The organism is Flavobacterium sp. NG2 (genome assembly GCF_034119845.1).
Taxonomy (GTDB): domain Bacteria; phylum Bacteroidota; class Bacteroidia; order Flavobacteriales; family Flavobacteriaceae; genus Flavobacterium.
In genome coordinates, this window is record NZ_CP139420.1 from 3,040,505 (window position 1) to 3,057,394 (window position 16,890).

Sequence of the window (16,890 nt, forward strand, 5' to 3'; positions counted from 1 at the left end):
GGTGTTTGGGTGTGGTGGGGTGGGGGGGGTGGGGTGGGGTGGGGGGTGGGGGGTGGTGGTGGGTGGGGTGTTGTGGGGGGGGGGGTGGGGGTGGGGGGTGGGGGGGGGGTGGGTGGGGGTGGGGGGGTTTGGGGGGGGTGGTGTGGGGGGGGGTGGGGTTGGGTGGGGGGGGGGGGTGTGGGGGGGGGTGTGTGGGGGGGGTTTGTGGGGGTGGGGTGGGTGTGGGGGTTGTGTGGTGGTGTGGGGGGTTGGGGTGTGGGGGGGGGTGTTGGGGGTTGGGTTGTGGGTGGGTGGTGGGGTGGGTTGGGTGGGGGGGTGTTGGGGTGTGTGGGGTTGGGGGTTGGGTGGTGTGGGGTGGGGGGGGTGTGGGGTGGGGGGTTGGGTTGGTTGGGGTGGGGGGGGTTTGGTGGGGGTGGTGGTGTGGGGTTGGGGGGGGTGGTGGTGGTGTGGGGGGTGGTTGGGGGGTGGGGGTGGGGGGGGGTGGGGGGTTGGTGGGTGTGGGTGTGTGGGGTGGGTTGGGGGGGGTGGGGGTGGGGTGGTGGGGTGGGGGGTGGTTGGGGTGTGTTGTGGGGTGGGTTGGGTGGGGGGTGTGTGTGTGGTGGGGTGTTGGTGGGTTGTGGGGGGTGGGTGGGTGGGGGTTGGGTGGGGGTGGGTGGTGGGGGGTGTGGTGGGGGTGTGGGGGGTGGGTGGGGTGGTGGGGTGTTGGGTTTGGGGGTGGGTGTTGGTGTGGGGGGGTTGGTGGGGGGGTGGGGGGGGTGTTGGGGTGTTGGGTGGGGGGTGGGGTGGGTGTTGGGGTGTGGGGGTGGGTGGGGGGGTGGGGGTGGTGGGTTGTGTGGGGGGTTGGTGGGGGGGTGGGGGTGTGGGGGGGGTGGTGTGTGGGGGGGTGGGTGGGGGGGGGTGGGGTGGTGTGGGGGGGGGTGGGGTGTGTTGGTGGGTGGTGGTTTGGGTTGTGGGGTGTGGGTTGGGGGGTGTTGGTGGGGTGGGGTTGGTGGTTGGGTGGGGGTTGGTGGGGGGGGGTGGGGGTGTGGTGTGGTGTTGTGTTGGGTTGGGGTGGGGGTGGGGGGGGGTGGGTTGGGGTGGTGTGGGGGTGTTTTGGGTGGGGTGTGGTTGAGGGTGGGTGGGGGTGGTGGGGGTGTGGTTGGTTGGTGGTGGGGGGGTGGGTGGTGTGGTGTTGGTGGTGGTTGTGGTGTGTTTGGTGGGTGGTGGTGGGGGGTTGGGGTGGGGGTGGGGGGTGTGTGTGTTGGGTGTGGGGGGTGTGGGGGGGGGGGTGTGGGGGGGTTGGGGTGGTTTGGGGGGGGTGGGTGGGGGTGGGTTGGTGGGGTGTTGTGGGTGGGGGTGGTGGGGTTGGTTGGTGGTGGGGGTGTGGGGTGGGTTGGTGGGGGGGGGGGGTGGGGGTGTGTGGGGGGGGTGGGGGTTGTGTGGTGGGGGTTTGGGGGTGGGGTTGTGGGTGGGGGTTGGTGGGTGTTTTTGGGTGTGGTGGGTGGTTGGTGGGTGGGGGGGGGGTTGGTTGGGGTTGGGGGGGTGTTGGTGGGTGGGGGGGGTGTGGGTTGTTGTGGTGGGGGGGTTGGTGGTGTGGGGGTTGGGGTGGGTGTGTTGGGGTTTTGTTGGTTTGGTGGGGTGTGGTTTGGGTGGTTGGGGGGGTTGGAGGGGTTGGGTGGTGTGCGGGGGGGGTGTGGGTTTGGTTGGTGGTGGTGGGGTTGGTGTGTTGGGGGGGGTGTGGGTGTGGGGGGGTTGGTGGGTTGGTGGGGTTTGGGGGGTGTGGGGGGGTGTGTGGTGGGGGGTGGGGGGTGGGTGTGGGGGTTGTGGTTGGGTGGGGGGTGGGGTGTTTGTAGGGTGGGGGGTGTGGTGGTGGGGTGGGGTGGGGGGTTGTTGGTGGGTGTGTTTGGTGTGTGTTGGTGTGTGGGGGTGGTTGGGGGGGTGGGGGTTGGGTGTGGGTGGGGTTTGGGGTTGGTGGGTGTTTGTGGGTGGTGTTGGGGTGGGTGGTGGTGGTGTTGGGTGGTGGGGTGGGGTTGGGGTTGTGGTTGGGTGGTGGGGGGTGGGTTTTGTGGTTGTGTGGGGGGGTGTGTTGGTGGGGTTGTGGGGTGGGTGGTTGTGGTGGTTTGTGGGTGGTTGGGGGGTGTGTGTGGTTTTGGGGGGTGGGTGTGTGGGGTTATTGGTGGGTGGGGGTGTGGTGGTTGGGTGTTTTGGGTGGTGGGTGGGTGTGTGGGGGTGGTTTTGGTTGGTGTTGGTGGGTTGGTGTGGGGGGTGGTGTGGGTGGGTGTTGGTGGGGTGGGGTTGTTTGGGTTGGGGTGGGTTGGGTGGTGTGGTGGGGGGTGGGGTGGGGGGGGGTGGGTTGTGGTGGTTTTGGGTGGTGTTTGGGGTTGGTTGGGTGGGGGGGTGGGGGGGGTGGGGTTTGTGGTGGTGGGGGTTGGTGGTGTGTGGTTGGGGGGTTGGGGTGTGTTGTGGGGTTGTGGGGGTGTTGGGGGGGGTGGGGTGTGTGTTGGGGGTGTTGTTGGTGGGTGGGGGGTGTGGGGTGGTGTTGTGGTTGGTGTTGGGGGTGGGTTGGGGTGTGTGGTTGGGGGGGGTTTGGGGTTTGTGTGTGGTGGTGTTTGGGGTGGGGTGGTGGGGTGGTTTGGTGGGTTGGGTGTGGGTGGGGTGGGTTTGTGGTTTTGGGGTTTTGGGGGGTTGGGTGGTGTGTGGTTTGGTTGTGTGGGGGGTTGTTGGTTGGTGGGTGGGTGTTGTTTGGTGGTGGTGTTTGTTGGGGTGGTGGGGGGTGGGTGGTGGGGGTGTGGGTGGGTTGGTGTTGTGGGTTGGTGGGTGTGGGGGGGTGGGTGTGGGTGGGGTGTTGGGGTTGGTGGGGGGTTGTTGGGGTGGGTGTGGTTGTGTTTGGGGTTGGGTTGGGGTTGTGGGTGGGGGGGTGGGGGGGTTGGGGTGGGTTGGGTGGGGGGGTGTGGGTGTTGGTGGGTTGTTGTGGGTGGGGGTTGTGTTTTGGGGGGGTGGGGGTTGTTTGGGTTGGGGTGGGTTGTGGTGGGTTTGGTGTGGGGGTGTGGTGGGTGGGGGTGGGTGGTGTGGTTGGGTGGGGTGGTGGGGGGGTGTGGGGTGGTGTGGGTGTTGGGGTGTTGTTGTGGGTGGGTGGGTGGTTGTGGGGGGGTGTGGGGGTGGGGGGGTTGTGGGTGGGTTGTGGGGGTGTGGTGTGGGGGGTGTTGGTGTGTGGTGGTGGGTGGGGGTTGTGGGGGTGGGGTGTGGGGTGGGTGGGTTGGTGTGGGGGGGTTGGGTGTGGTGGGGTGGTGGTTGGGGTGGGGGGTGTGTGGGTGGGGGGTTGGGGGGTGGGGGTTGGGTGGGGGGGTGGGTGGTGGGGGGGTGGGTGGGTGTGGGTGGTGTGGGTGGGGTGTTGGGGGTGGGGGGGGTGGTTGGGGGGGTGGGGGGTGGTGGGGGGGTGGGGTGTGGTGGGTGGGGGGTGGGGGTGGTGTGGGTGGGGGGTGGGGGTGGGGGGGTTGGGGGGGGTGTGGGTGGGGGTGGGGGGTTGTGGGTGGGGTGTGTGGTGGGGTTGGGGGGGTGGGGTGGGGTGTTGGTGGGGGGGTGGGGGGGGTGGGGTGGTGGTTGGGTGGGGGGTGGGTGGGTGTGGGGGGTGGTGTGGTGGGTGGGTGGGTGGGGGGGTGGTGGGGTTGGGGGGGTGGTGGGGGGTGTGGTGGGTTGTGGGGGGGGGTGGGGTGGGGGGGGGGGGGGGGGGGTGTGGGGGTGGTGTGGGTGGGGGTTGGGGGGGTGGTGGGTGGGGGGTTGGTGGGGTTGTGGGTGGGGTGGGGGTGTTGGGGGGGGTGTGGGTGTTGGTGGGGTTGTTGGTGGTGGGGGTTGGGGGGGTGGGTGGGTGGGGTGTTGGGTGGGGGGTGGGTGGGGGGGGGTGGTGGGGGTGGTGTGGGGGGTGTGTGGGTGGGTTTGTGGGGGTGGGGGGTGGGGTGGGTGGTGGGGGGTGGGGGTGGGGGGGGGGTGGTGGGTGGGGTGGGGGTTGTGGTTGGTGGGTTGGGGGGTGGGTGGGTGGGTTGGGGGTGGGGTTGGGTGGGGTGGGGTGGTTGGGGGTGTTGGTGTGGGTGGTGTGGGGGTGGGTGGTTGTGGGGGTGGGTGGGGGTGGGTGTTGGGGGGGTGGGGTGGGGGTTGTGGGGGGGGGGGGTGGTTGGGGGGTGTGGGGTGGGTGGGGGTGGGTTTGGTTGTGGGGTGGGGGTTGGGGGGGGGGTGGGTTGGTGGGTGGTGGGGGTTGGGGTGGGGTGGGGTGGTGGGTTGGGTGTGTGGGTGTGTGGGGGTGGTGGGGTGGGGGTGGGGGGTGGTGGTTGGGGGGTGGGGTGGGGGTTGTGGGTTGGGGGGGTGTGGGGTGGGGGGGGGTGGGGTTGGGTGGGTGGGTGGGGGTGTGGGGTGTGGTTGGGTGGTGGGGGTGGTGGGGGGGGTGGGTTGGGTGGTGGGGTGGGGGGGGGTGGGTGGGGGTTGGGTGGTGTTGGTGGTGGGGGGTGGTTGTTGTGGGGGTGGGTGGGGTGTGTGGGTTGGTGGTGGGTGGGTGGGGTGTGGGGGGTGTGGGGTGTTGGGGGGTGGGGTGGGTGGTGTGGGTGGTTTGGGTGGGGGGGTGGGGTGGTGTTGGGTGGGGGTGGTGGGGGGTTGGGGTTGGTGTTGGGGGGGTGGGTGGGGGTGGTGGGGGTGGGTGGGTGGGGGGTGGGGGGTGTTGGTGGGGGGTGTGTGGGGTGGGTGGGGTGGGTGTGGGGGGTGGTGGGGGGGTGGTGGGGGTGTGGGTTGTGGGTGGGTGGGTGGGTTGTGGGGGGGGTGGTGGTTGTGTGGGTGTGGTGGGGTTGTGGGGGGTGGGGGGGGTGGGTGTTGGGGGGGGGGTGGTGGGGTGGGGGGGTTGGGGTTGGGTGGGGGGGTGTGGTGGGGGTGGTTGTGGGTGGGTTGTGGGGTGGTGGGGTGGGTGGGGTGGGGGTGTGGGGGGTGGTTGGGGGGGTGGGTGTGGGGGTGGTGGGGTGGGGGGGTGTGGGGGTGGGGGTGGTGGTTGTGGGGGGTGTGGGTTGGTTGTGGGGGGGGGGTGGGGGGGGTGTGGGGGTGGGGTGGGTGGTGGGTGTGGGGGTGGGGTGGGGGGGTTGGGGGGGTGGGTTGGTGGGTGGGGGTTGTGGGGGGTGGTTGGTGGGGTGGTGGGGGGGGGTGTGGGTGGTGGGTGGGTTGGGTGGGTGTGGGGTGGGGGTTGTGGTGGGGGGTGTGGGTTGGTGGGGGGTGTGGGGGGGGGGTGGGGGGTGTGGGTGGGGTGTGGTGTGGTGTTGGGGTGGGTGGGGGTGTGGTGGGTGTGGTGGGGTTGGGGTGTGGGGGTGGTGTGGGGGGTGGGTGGGGTGGGGGGTGGGTGGTGGGGGGTGGGTGGGGTTGTGTGGGTGGTGGGGGTGGGGGTGTGGGGGGGTTGGGTGGTGGGGTGGGGTTGGGGGGTGTGGGTTGGGGTTGGGGTGGTTGTGTGGGTGTGTTGGGTGGGTTGGTGGGGGGTGGTGTGGGTGGTGGGGGGGGGTTGGTGTGGTGGGGGTGGGTGGTGTGGGGGGTTGGTGGGGGGTGGTGGGGTGTGGGGTGGGTGTGGGTGTGGGTGGGGGGTGGGGTGTGGGGTGTGGGGGGTGGTGGGGTTGGGGTGTGGGGGGTGGGGTGGGTGGGTTGGGGTTGGGTGTTGGTGGGGTGGGTGGGGTGGTGGGGGGGTGGGTGGGGGGTGGTGGGGGGTGGGGTGGTGGGGGGTGTGGTGGGGTGGTGGGGTGGGTGGGGTTGGGTGTGGGGTGTGGGGTGGGGGGTTGTTGGGTGTGGGGTTGGGGTGGTGGGTGTGTGGGTGGGGGTGGGGGGGTGGGTGGGGTGGGTTGTGGTTGTGGGTGGGGGGTGGGTGTGGGGGTGGGGTGGGTGGGTGGTTGGGTGGGGTGGTGGGGTTGTTGGGGGGTGGGTGGGGGGGTTGGGGGGTGGGGGTGGGGGGGGTGGGGGGTGGGGTGTGGGGTGTTGGGGTGGGTGTGGTTGGGGGGGGGTGTGGGTGTGGGGGTGGGTTGGGGTGGTGGGGTGTGGGGTGGGTGTGGTGGGGTGGTGGGGGTGGGGTGGGGTTGTGGTGGGGTGTTGGTGGGGGTGGTTGGGGTGGGGGGGTGGGGTGTGGGGTGGTTGTGGTGGTGGGGTGTGGTGTGGTGGGTTGGGGGTGTGTGGTGGTTGGGGTGGTGGGGGTGGTGTGGGGGTGGGTGGGTGGGTGGTTGGTGTGGGGTGGTGGTGGGGGGTGGGGGGTGTGTGTGGGTGGTGTTGGGGGGGTGTTGGGGGGTGTGGGTGGGTGGGGGTGGGTGTGGGGTTGTGGGGTGGGGTGGGGGGGGGTTGTGGGGGGGTGGGGGTGTGTGGGGGGTTGGGTGGGTTGTGGGTGGGTGGGTGTTGGGGTGGTGTGGGTGGTGGGGGGTTGGGGTGGGTGTGGGTTGTGGTGGGGTTGGGTGGGGTGGGGTTGTGGGGGGGGGGTGGGGGGGTGGTGGGGGGTGGGTGGTTGTGGGGGTGGTGGGGGGGGGTGGTTGGGGTGGGTGTTGGTTGGGGGGTGGGTGGGGTGGGGGTTGGTGTGGGTGGTGGGGGTGTGGTGTGTGGGGGGTGGTGGGTTGGGTGGGTGGGTGTTGGTGGGGTGTGGGTTGGGTGGGGGTGGGGTGGGGTGTGGGGGGGTGGGTGTGGGGGTTGTGTGGGGTGTGGTGGGGGGGGTTGGTGGGGGGGGTGGTGGGGTGGGGTGGTTGGTGGGGGTTGGGGGGTGGGTGTGGTGGGTGGGGGTTGGGTGGGTTGTGGGGGGTGGGTTGTGGGGTGGGTTGGTGGTGGGTGGTGGGTGTGGTGTGGGGGTGGGTGTTGGTGTGGGGGGTGGGGGTTGGGGGTGGTGTGTGGGTTGGGGTGGGGGGTTGGTGGGTGTGGTGGGGGTGTGGGGTGTGGGTGGGGGTGGGTGGGGGTGTGGTGTGGGGGTGTGGTGTGGGGTTGGGTGGGGTGTGTGGGTGGGGTGGTTTGGTGGGTGGGGGTGGTGTGGGGTGGGGTTGGTGGGTGGGGTGGGTTGTGGTGGGGGTGTGGTGGTTGGTGGGTGTGGTGGGGTGGTTGGGTGGGGTGGTGTGGTGGGGGTTGTGGGGGTGGGTGTTGGTGTGGGGGTGGGTGGTGGGGGGTGGGTTGGGTGGGGTGTTTGGGGTGTTGTGGGGTGGGTTGGTGGTGGGGTGTGTTTGGTGGGTGGTGGGGGGGGTGTGGTGGTGTGGGGGGGTGGGTGTGGGGTGTGGTGGGGTGTGGGTGGGGGTTGGGTTGTGGGTGGGGTGGTTGGGGTTGTGGTGGTTGGTGTGTGGGGGGTTGGTGGGTTGGGGGTGGTGTTGGGTGGTGTGGTGTGGGTGGGGGTGGTGGTTGGGTGGGGGGGTGGTGTTGTGGGGTGGTGGTGGTGGGGTGGTTGTGGTTGGGGTGGTGTGGGTGTTGGGTGGGGGGTGGGGTGGTGGGTGGGTTGTGGGTGTGGGTGTGGGGGTGGTGGGTTGGGGTGGGGTGGGGTGTTGTGGTGGGTGTGGGGGTGGGTGTGTTGGGTTGGGGGGTGGTGTGGGGTGGGGTGTTGGGGGGTGTGGTGTGGGTGTGGGTGTGGGGGGTGTTGGGGTTGGGGTTTGGTGTGGTGTGGGTTGTGGGTGGGGGTGGTGTTGGGGTGTGGGGGGGTGGGGTGGGGGGTGTGTGGTGGTGGGGTGTTGTGGGGGGTGTTGTGGTTGTGGGGTTGGGGTGTGGTTGGTGGGTGTTGGTGGGGTGGGGTGGGGGGTGTTGGGGGTGGTGGTGGGTGTGGTGTTGGTGGGGTTGTGTGGGGTGGGGGTGTGGGGGGTGTGTGTGGTGTGTTTTGTTGGTGGGGTGGGTGTGTGGTGGTGGTGGGGGGGTGGGGTGGGTGTGGGTTGGGTTGTGGGGGGTGTGGGGGGTGGTTGTGGTGTGGTGGGGGTGTGTGGTGGGGGTGGTGGTGGGTGGTTGGGGTGGTGGGGTTGTTGGTTGTGTGGGGGTTGTGGTGTGTTGTTGTGGGTTGTTGGGTGGGGGTTGTGGGGGTGGGGTGTTGGGTGGTGTGGGTTGTGGTGGTTGTGGGGTGTGTGGTGGTGTGGGGGGTTGGTTGGGTGGGGGTGTTGGGGGGTTGGGGGTTGGTGTGGTGTGTGGGGTGGTGTGGTTTGGGGTGGGGTTGTGGTGGGTTTGTTGTGGTGTGGTGGGGTGGGGGTTGTGGGGGGTTTGGGTGGGTGTGGGGGTGGTGTGGTGGGGGTTGGTGGGGTTGGGGTGGGTGTGTGGGGGGTGGTTTGTTGGTGTGTTGGGTGGTGGGGGGTGGTGTTGTGGGGTGGTGTGGTGGTTTGTGGGGGGTGGGGGTGTGGGGGTTGTGGTGGGTGGGTGGGGGGTTGTGGGGTTGGGTGTTGGTTTGGTGGGGTTGTGGTGTTGGTGGGTGTGGGTGGGGTGTGGGGTGGGGTGGTGTGTTGTGGGTGGGTTTGGGTGTGGTGGGGTTTGTGGGTGGGGGTGTTGTGGGGTGTGGTGGGGTGGTGGTTGTTGTGGGTGGTGTGGTTGGGTGGTTTGGGGTGGGGGGTGTGGGTGGGGGTTGGGTGGTGGGGGGTGGGTGGTGGGGTGGGTGGGGGTTTGGTGTTTTGTGGTGGGTGTTGGTGTTGGGGGGGTGTGGTGGGTGTTTGGTTGGGGGTGGGGTGGTGTTTGTGTTGGTTGGGTGTGGGTTGTGTGTTTGTTTGGTGTTGTGGTGTGTTGGGTGGTTTGTTGTTGGTTGTTTGTGGGGGGGTTTGGTGGGTTGTTAGGTTTTGTTGTGGGGGGTGGTGGGGGGTGGTTGGTGGTGTGTGGATGGGGTGGTGTTGTGTTGTTTGGGGTGGTAGGTGGGGGTTGTGTGGGTGTGTGGTTGGTGTGGTTTTGGTTAGGTGGGGTGGGGTGTGAGTTTGTGGGTTTGTTGTTGGGGTGGTTGGTGGGTTTGTGGTAGGTTTTGGGGTTTTGTGTGATAGTTGGTTGGTGGGGTGGGTGTGGGGTTTGTGTTGTGGGTTGGTGTTTTGGTGGGTTGGGGTGGTGTTGTGTGTGGGGGGTGGTTTGGTGGGTGTTGTGGTGGGGTTGGTGTGGTGTTGGGGTGGGTTGGTGTGGTGGTTTGTGGTTGTGGGGGTTAGGTGTGTTGGGTGAGGTGTTGTATGGTTGGGTGGTTGGGGTTGGTTGTAGGGTGATGGTGTTGTGGTGGGGGGGGTTGTTGTTTGGTTGGGGGTGGTTGGTTTGTGGGGGTGGGGGGTGGGGGGTTGAGTTGGGGGGTGGGTGGGTTGGGTGGGGGTGTGGTGTGGGTTGTTGGTGTTGTTGGGGTGTTGGTGTGGGGTTGTTTGGGTGGAGTGGTTGTGGGTTGGGGTGGTGGTTTGTTTGTTGTGGGGGTTGTGTATGGTGGTTGGGTTTTTTGGTAGGAGGTGGGGGGGGTTGGGGTTGTGGGGTGGGTGTTGTTGATGGGTGAGGGGTGGGGGTTGTTGTTGGTTGGGGGGTTGTTGTGGTGGTGGGGTTGTGGGGGGGTGTGTTGTGTTTGGTGGTTTTGTGGTGTTTGGGGTTGGTGTTATGGTGGGGTGGGGGTGTGGGGTGGTTGTGTGTGGGGGGTGGGGTGGTGGTTGGGTGTGTGGGTGGGTTGTAGTGGGTGTGGGGTGGTGATGGGTTGAGTGTGTGTTGGTGGTTGGTTTGGGTGGGTGTTTTGGGTGGTGTGTTGGGTGGTTTGTGGTGGATGTGGGGAGGGTGTGGTGTGGGAGGGTTGGGTTTTGGTTTGGGGTTGGGTGGGTGTTGGGGTGGGGTGTGGTGGTTTGGGTTGGTGGGTGGGTGTTGGTTGGGGTGGGTGTGGGTTTTGGTGGGTGTGGTTGGTGTGGGTTGGTGGGGTTGTTGTGGTGTGTGGGGTGGGTGTTGGTGGTGGTTGGTGGGGGTGTGGTGGGTTGGTGTGGTTTGTGGGGGGGGTGGAGGTTGGTGGGGTGTTTGGTGGGGTGGGTGTTGGGGGGTTGTGTGGGTTGTGTGTGGTGGGGTTTGGTTTTTGTGGGGTTGTGTTTGGGGGGTGGGTGGGTGTTGGGGTTTGTGGTGGTTGGGTTGGGTGGGTGGTTTTGTTGTTTGGTGGGTTTGGTGGGGTGAGTTGAGTATTTGGTGGTTTGGGGGTGGGTGGTGGTTGGGTGGTTGGGGTGTGTGGTGTTGGTGTAGGGGTGGTTTGTGTGGGTGGGGGGGGTTGTGGGGTTGGGGTGTTGGTTGGGGGGGTGTGGGGTGTGGGTTGTGTGTGGTGGGTTGGTGGGGGTGGGTTGATGGTGTGGGTGTTTGTGGGGAGATGTGTGTGTGAGTGATTGGGGTTGGGTTGGTGGTAGGGTGGGGTGGTGTTGGGTTGGGTGTGGGTATTGGGTGGGGTTTTGGGTGGGTGTTTAGGGGGTTTTGGTGTGTTGTTAGGTGTTGTGGGGTATGGGGGATGGGTATGGGTTGTATGGGGTGTTGTGATGGGGTTGTGGGGTGTAGTTTAGTAGGGGTAGTTGGTGGGGGTTAGGGTGTGTGGTGGTTTGGTGGTGGTTGGGTTGGATGGTTTTTGGTTAATTTTAGATGTGGGTGTGTTTTGGGGTAGTTGGGTGGTTGGGGTTTGATGGGTTAGGGGTGGGTGGTTTGTATGGGTTGGGTGGGTGGTTGTGTTGGGGGAGTTGTTTGGAAGGGTTTGGGGAGGTTGTAATGGTTGAGGTGGTTGTTGGGTGGGGGTAGGTGTGATTGGTGTTTGTGAGTTTTGGGTGTGTGGTATGTGTGGGGGTTGGAGAGGGTTAGTGGATTTTGGTTTGTTGTTTGGGTGGTGTGGTTGTTGGGTGTAGGTATGTGGGTGTTAGGGGGGTGGGAGTTGTGTATGGTTGGTTTTGGGTGTTTTAGATTGGGTATGGGTTGTGGGGGGGTGTGTTTGGAATATGAGGGTTGGGGGGTTGGGTTTAGTGGTAGTGTTGGGGTGGGGTATGTTGGGTGTTGGAGGTTGGTGGGGGGGTTGTGAGTGGGTGGTTGGGTGTTGGGGTGGGGGTTTTTGTGGGTTGATTGTGGGTGGATTTGTTGGGTATATTAGGTTGTTGGGTGTTTGGGTTGGGTGGTTGTTTGGGGTGTGGTAGGTTTATGTGATGTTATGGTGTATGTTTGTAGGGAAATGGTGTGGGGTGGTATGAGGGTGGGAGGTGATTAGGGGGTTGGATGAGTGGGGTTTTTGTGGTTGAGGGGTTGGGGGTGAGTGTGAAGGAGTGGTTTGGTTGTTTTATGTTGGTTTGGGGTTGATTTGTGGGTTGAGGTAGTGGGGGGGTTGTGTGGTTTTTTAGGGTTGTATTATTGAGGGGTCTTGAATTTGGGGGAATGGTGTGGTGGTTGGAGAGTGGGTTGTTGTTATTGGGTTTTTGTAGTGGGGTGAGTTGTGTGGTATTTGATGGTTTAAGTTGAAGTGTGATTTGAGTTGTATATTGGGTTGATTGTTGATGAGATGTTTGGTGATGGTGGAATGGTGGGGGGGGGGGTTAATTATTGTATTGTTGGGATTGTGGTAGGTGAGTTGGAGTTTTGGAATGGTATTTGTGTTTTGTTGTTGGGGTTGGTGATGTATGTAGTGGGGGTGTTGTGTGAAGAGTGGGGTGGAGTGTGAATGGAAGATGAGTGGAATTTTGAATGATTATGTTTGATAGTAGGATTAGGGAGTGTTGTATGGAGGGGATAAGGTAGTGTGTTTATTGAAGATATATGGGTGATGGGGTAGGTTTGGTTGATGAAATAGGGCAGTGATGGAATGGGGGTTTGTGTTGAGTTGGGGTAATGTGTAGTATGTGTTTTTTATGGTTTGATATGGTTGGGAGTGGTTATTAGGGTGTGGAATAAGTGATTTGTTGGGTGGATTGGGATGGGTAGTGTTAGTTGGTATTTGGGGGGGGGTTTTGTGGTGGAGAGTGTTGTTGAAGTTGGTGAGTGGGTGAATGTGGTGTAGGTGGGGTGGAGGTTGGGTAGTGTGTGTTGGGTGTGGGTTTTGAAGTAATGTATTTGGGGAGTGATTAGTGTTTTGGGTAGTGGTGGGTTGTGGGTGGTTGATTAAAAGGATGGTGGATGTTTAAGGGTGTGAGGGGAGAGTTTGAGTGGTTTGTGTGGGGATGTGGAAATTGGTGGGTTGGGGGTATGGAGTGTTGATGTGGGGTGTTGGTGTATAGTTGTGGTGGGGGTTTATTTAGTGGTGGTTAATTTTTGTGGGGATTAGTAGTGTTTTGGTGGTGTTGGGTTTGGTGTTTTTTTGTTAGTAGGGTTGTTTATTGAGTGGAGTTGAGGGTGTTTGAGATGTGGAATTTGTTTTTTGATAATTTGATGGATGGGAGTTTTTTTGATTTTTGGGAATTGGTTGAGTGAATTTTAAGTATAAGTTGGGGAGTAAATTGTAGTAGTGTGGGGAATTAGATTTATGTGAGGGGATTGTATTGAGGGTTTTAGAGATGTTTGGGGGTTAGTAGTGGATTTTGCAAAGTTAGGGATGATGATAGGAGTGAGATGTGATTGTTTAAGGTAGGGGGGTGTGATTATGTTTAGTTTTTTTGAGGGGGGGGGTGGTATGTTTTAAATGGGATTGTGGGAGGATTGGGGTAAAATTTGAGAGGGGTGGTTGTAGGGAGAGGTAGGGGTATGGGGTATGGGTTGTTTTTTAGAGTTTGAGGTTGGGAGTGTAGTTTGGTGTGGAGTAGAGGGTATTTGTTTGTGGTTGGGGTGGGGATATGGGGGTGTTTGGGGGAAAATGTGGTGTTAGTGAGGATAGTAGGAGATGAGTTATGAGAAGTGGTAGTTGTATGAGTTTTTGTGTAGGGTTGGATTTTTTTATTTTTAGGGATAAGTTGTGGGTGGGAAGTTTATGGGTTATATGGGGGGTGGAATTGGGTGTGTAGGGATTGATATTTGAAGGGGAAGATTTGGGTTATTTGGGGGGGATATTTAAAGAGTTTATATATGTTTTGTTGGGAACAGTGGGGTGAGTTGTTTTTTTTGGGGGAAAGTGGTTGGGAAGTGATTGGGGGGGGTTTGGTGAATGGGTGTTGGTGTTATTTAGTTTGAGATGGGGAAGGTAAAGAGTTGTTGAGTGTTTGGTTGGGATAGGGTGAGGGGGGTGTTTTGGTGGTTTTTTAGGGTAAGAGTAAAGAAGTTGTTGAAAAAAAAATGGGTTTGGGGGTTATTTTGGTGTATTAGGAATGTGGGTGGTTGGTTTTTTGGTGTTTGATGATATGAGTTGTTTAAGTTTGTGTTTGATTGATTTTTATAGTTTTGGTAGTTGAGTTTGTGTTATAGTTTAATGAGTGTGTGTGGTTTTTTTTGTATGAGTAAAATATGGGTGTTTTATGGGGGGGGTGGTGGTGGTTTAATTAAGGGGGTGGATGTGTGTGGGGGTGATATTGGGTTGGAGGGGGGGAAATTAGATGTTAGGTGATGGTTGGGGGGTTGGATTTGTTGGAGTTTGATGGTGGTTGGTAAATTTAATTGGGAGGGGGTGAATTAATGATTTAAGTGGGGATGGGAATGGGATGGGGTTGATTGGTAGAAGTAGTGTGTGATTTTTGGGTAGTTGAGTTAAGTTTAGATTGTGGGTGTGTAGAATTTTTTTAATGGATTAAGGGGGAAGAGTGGAGGAGTAATGGTGTTAGGTAGGTATGGTTATAGGAGGAATTTTGTTGGTTAAGTTGTTTTGTTGTTAAATATTTATTGTGTTTTAGTATAGGATTAGGGTGTTAGGGAAATTTAAATTTGATGGTTTAAGGGATTTTTTATAACTATGGTGATTTATTTATGTAGTGGGGTATGTGAGATGGTAGGGAAAAGGATGGGTGTTTTTTGAGGAGGATTTTTTGTGGGTATTGATGGGTGATGATTTTAATGGGATTGGGTGGTGTTTTAGTTAATGGGTAGTTTGGGGGTTTTTTGGTGTGATGTTATATAATGATGGAGTTGAGGAGGGTTTTAGTTTTTATTTTATGGTTGTGGGTTTTTGGGGTTGAGTTTGGTTAGGTGGTTGGGGTTAAGGTGATAGGTTTGTTGTAGTTTGGAGTTAATTTTTTTAAGGTTTATTGGTAAGTGTAAAGGTAGTTGTTGTAAAAAAAGAAAAAGAAAGGGGAGTTAAGTGGTTTAAGAGTGAAGGTTTGAGTTGCGATTTGTAAGTGGGTTAAGTTTGGGGTGTATGGAGGGGGGGGGATGTTGAAGGGGGATTTAAGTTTTTTTATTGAGTAGGGAAGGGTGTTTTATTTAATTAGGGATTAAGAGTAGGTTATGTATTATGGTAGATTGTAGAGTGGAGGTGAAGGGGAGGGTTTTGGGTGGATTTGGTTTGGGGGTGGGTGGTAATTGGATTTGTATAATTTAATTTTTGGTTGTAGTTTGTTAGGAGTGGTGGTGGGGAGGGATTAGTGATTTTTATTGGTGGGGTTATTTTTTTGTTTAATATGATGATTTTTTATGCCCACTAGACGTGGATTTGCGATAGGGTATGGGGAAAACGGACAAGCGGGGGGTTGAACCTTATTATAGCGGATTATATGTCGGAGTTTTTGGGCCTTGGGGCGTCCATCAGTGAGCGTTGCGGGCGCTTTGGCCAAATAATAAAAAGCATTCTTCTAAAAGACTACCCGATCTTGTTAGGTCCATAATGCAACTCAACTGATTCAAATGCGACCAATCCGAATACTATGAGTGAGAAAATTCCTCATTGCGGCAAAATACCGGCGACTGAGAGTGCTATGAATAAGGCGGTATTTCTTACGCGGTTCTGTCCACAAATGCCGAACTACTTTGGAGGCCAACGGTAGTTGGACTGCGTGTACTAGCGTGTCATGAGTACCACCATCGTGAATTATAATAGCAACCATTCGCGTAAAGAAGTTACCAAAGAATAACGAAAATCTATTTGCTATACCTATGTCGCTGGGAGGTATACCACTGATTTTGCCACAAGGCAGCCATGAGGCCCAACCACTTTACAACTAGGTAAAATTGTGGAGAAAAATTGGAACTTTATTCAAAACATACCCAAAGGCTTTTGAATTTCACAAAGGTTCGATGCAACCATCGTCAAATAAGGCAGTTTATGATTTCCTAAAGGTCAGGGTGAACCACAGCGTTATTCTCTTCTCAACAACAACAATCGAGTGGAGGAAAAAAAAATACTCACAGACTGGATGCAAAAGAAATTGTATAATCAACAACTGCCTTATTTCGACCGATGGTTGAGCCATCGAAACCTTTGTCGCAATATTCGCAAAGGCCTCCTATGGTTGTTTGTGAATAAGACCTTGCACAATATTTTCTCCCAAAACTTTTACCTTGGTTGTATAGCTGTGGCCATCAAGGAGCCCTTGTGAATATCTCTGTTGCCATGACAAGCGACATCGCGCCTATTAGCTAAGAGATTTTCCTACCCGTGTATTATGGCTTAAATTACATGTTCCGCGGAATGCTTTCCGCTTTTCATTTCATTATCGAATCGGGGGCTAATGCCTGCACCAAAGCCCCGTGTACACCTGAAGGGTGGAAAAAACATCCAAATCACTCGTTGCCGCCTCAAAAGTCAGTCGGAATTTGTGGTAACAGTTCGACCGTTATAGTGTTTTTAACACGCCACATGTTGTCCCAAATACGCACATCCTAAGCCTACCATGAATTTTCGATCGCCGCAATCGAGATTTCTTCTCACTCATAGAGTCAGGACTTCGGGTCGCCACTTTGAATGCAGATTGATGTGAGCATTTTGGAAATATTCAAGATCGGGTTAGTCTTTTGAAGTATCTGGCTCTTTTTTCATTTCTGGCCAAAGCCCAGCCATCTCTATACTCCTGTGGTCCGCCACCCCCAAGGACAATGTAATAAGACTTGCTCTTTCAGCTTATATCGTTGGTTAAAAAACCGCTATGCTCAAAGGTTTTCCAAAATCAAACTTCGTATATTCAACGCTTGTGGGATGTTTTCAGCTGCCATGCGGGGGCGTCTAGTATCTTTGTTACCAAAAATAATGCGTTTTTTGCCCCATGTTGCCAAGGACCAAATATAATCATAACGCAAGCGCCCCTAATGGCAGTATGGTGATGTGGTTGGTTTGTGTCAATTTCGCGTACATTTTAGACCTAAAAGATAAATTATCATATTTCCAGAATCACTTTTCGCCATAGTTATAAGCCAATCGACCCGTGTCGTCGAGAGTCCACCTGTTGCTACTTGATACAGTAAGGTTTGAAAAGTTTAGGTAATAATGTTTTATCTCAACATAAGCACCACGTGTACAGCTTTTGTTTCTAAGGCTTTCGCCAAAGCGAGATGCCCTGCAAAACCACCGCCATGTATAACTAATTCTAGGTAATGAGGTATTTTGGAATATTCATGATTTACGATAGGTTAGAGGTTATGAGTCCGTTAGAAAAGGCTTATTCGTTAAGGGTAATATGATTGATTTGCGTGTAATCGGCTTTGAAGTTACGTAAGTATTTCAGTCGATGATGCAGTTAACCAATTAATCCGGTAAACTCTTCAACGACCTTACTAAACCTCCATTCTCTCAACCTATTCATTCGTTCTTGTTTCTTCTAGTTCTTCAACCGAAAGCACATTAAGGAAATGATGAGATGTTGCTCTAATCGCTTACTCTACTTTGTCTACAATTTCGCGTCATTCGTGTGTCGTTTTCATAATCAAATTGCAATGGCTCTTTGATGATTAGAATGATTGTAAAATGTCCTGGTTTTCTTGACAACGCAAGCCTTTTTTATCATATGATCGCGGACACCGTCAATGACGATAGGTATACAGACAATAGGCCTATGTTTGTTTGGAGTAAGGTGGGCTGTTCCTGTTTCGAACAGGTTTGAAATTGATTGGGTAGGTCCTTGCGGAAAGTAGCATCACCTTCCGTCCTGTAGTGCTATTGTTATAGCACAGTAATCGATG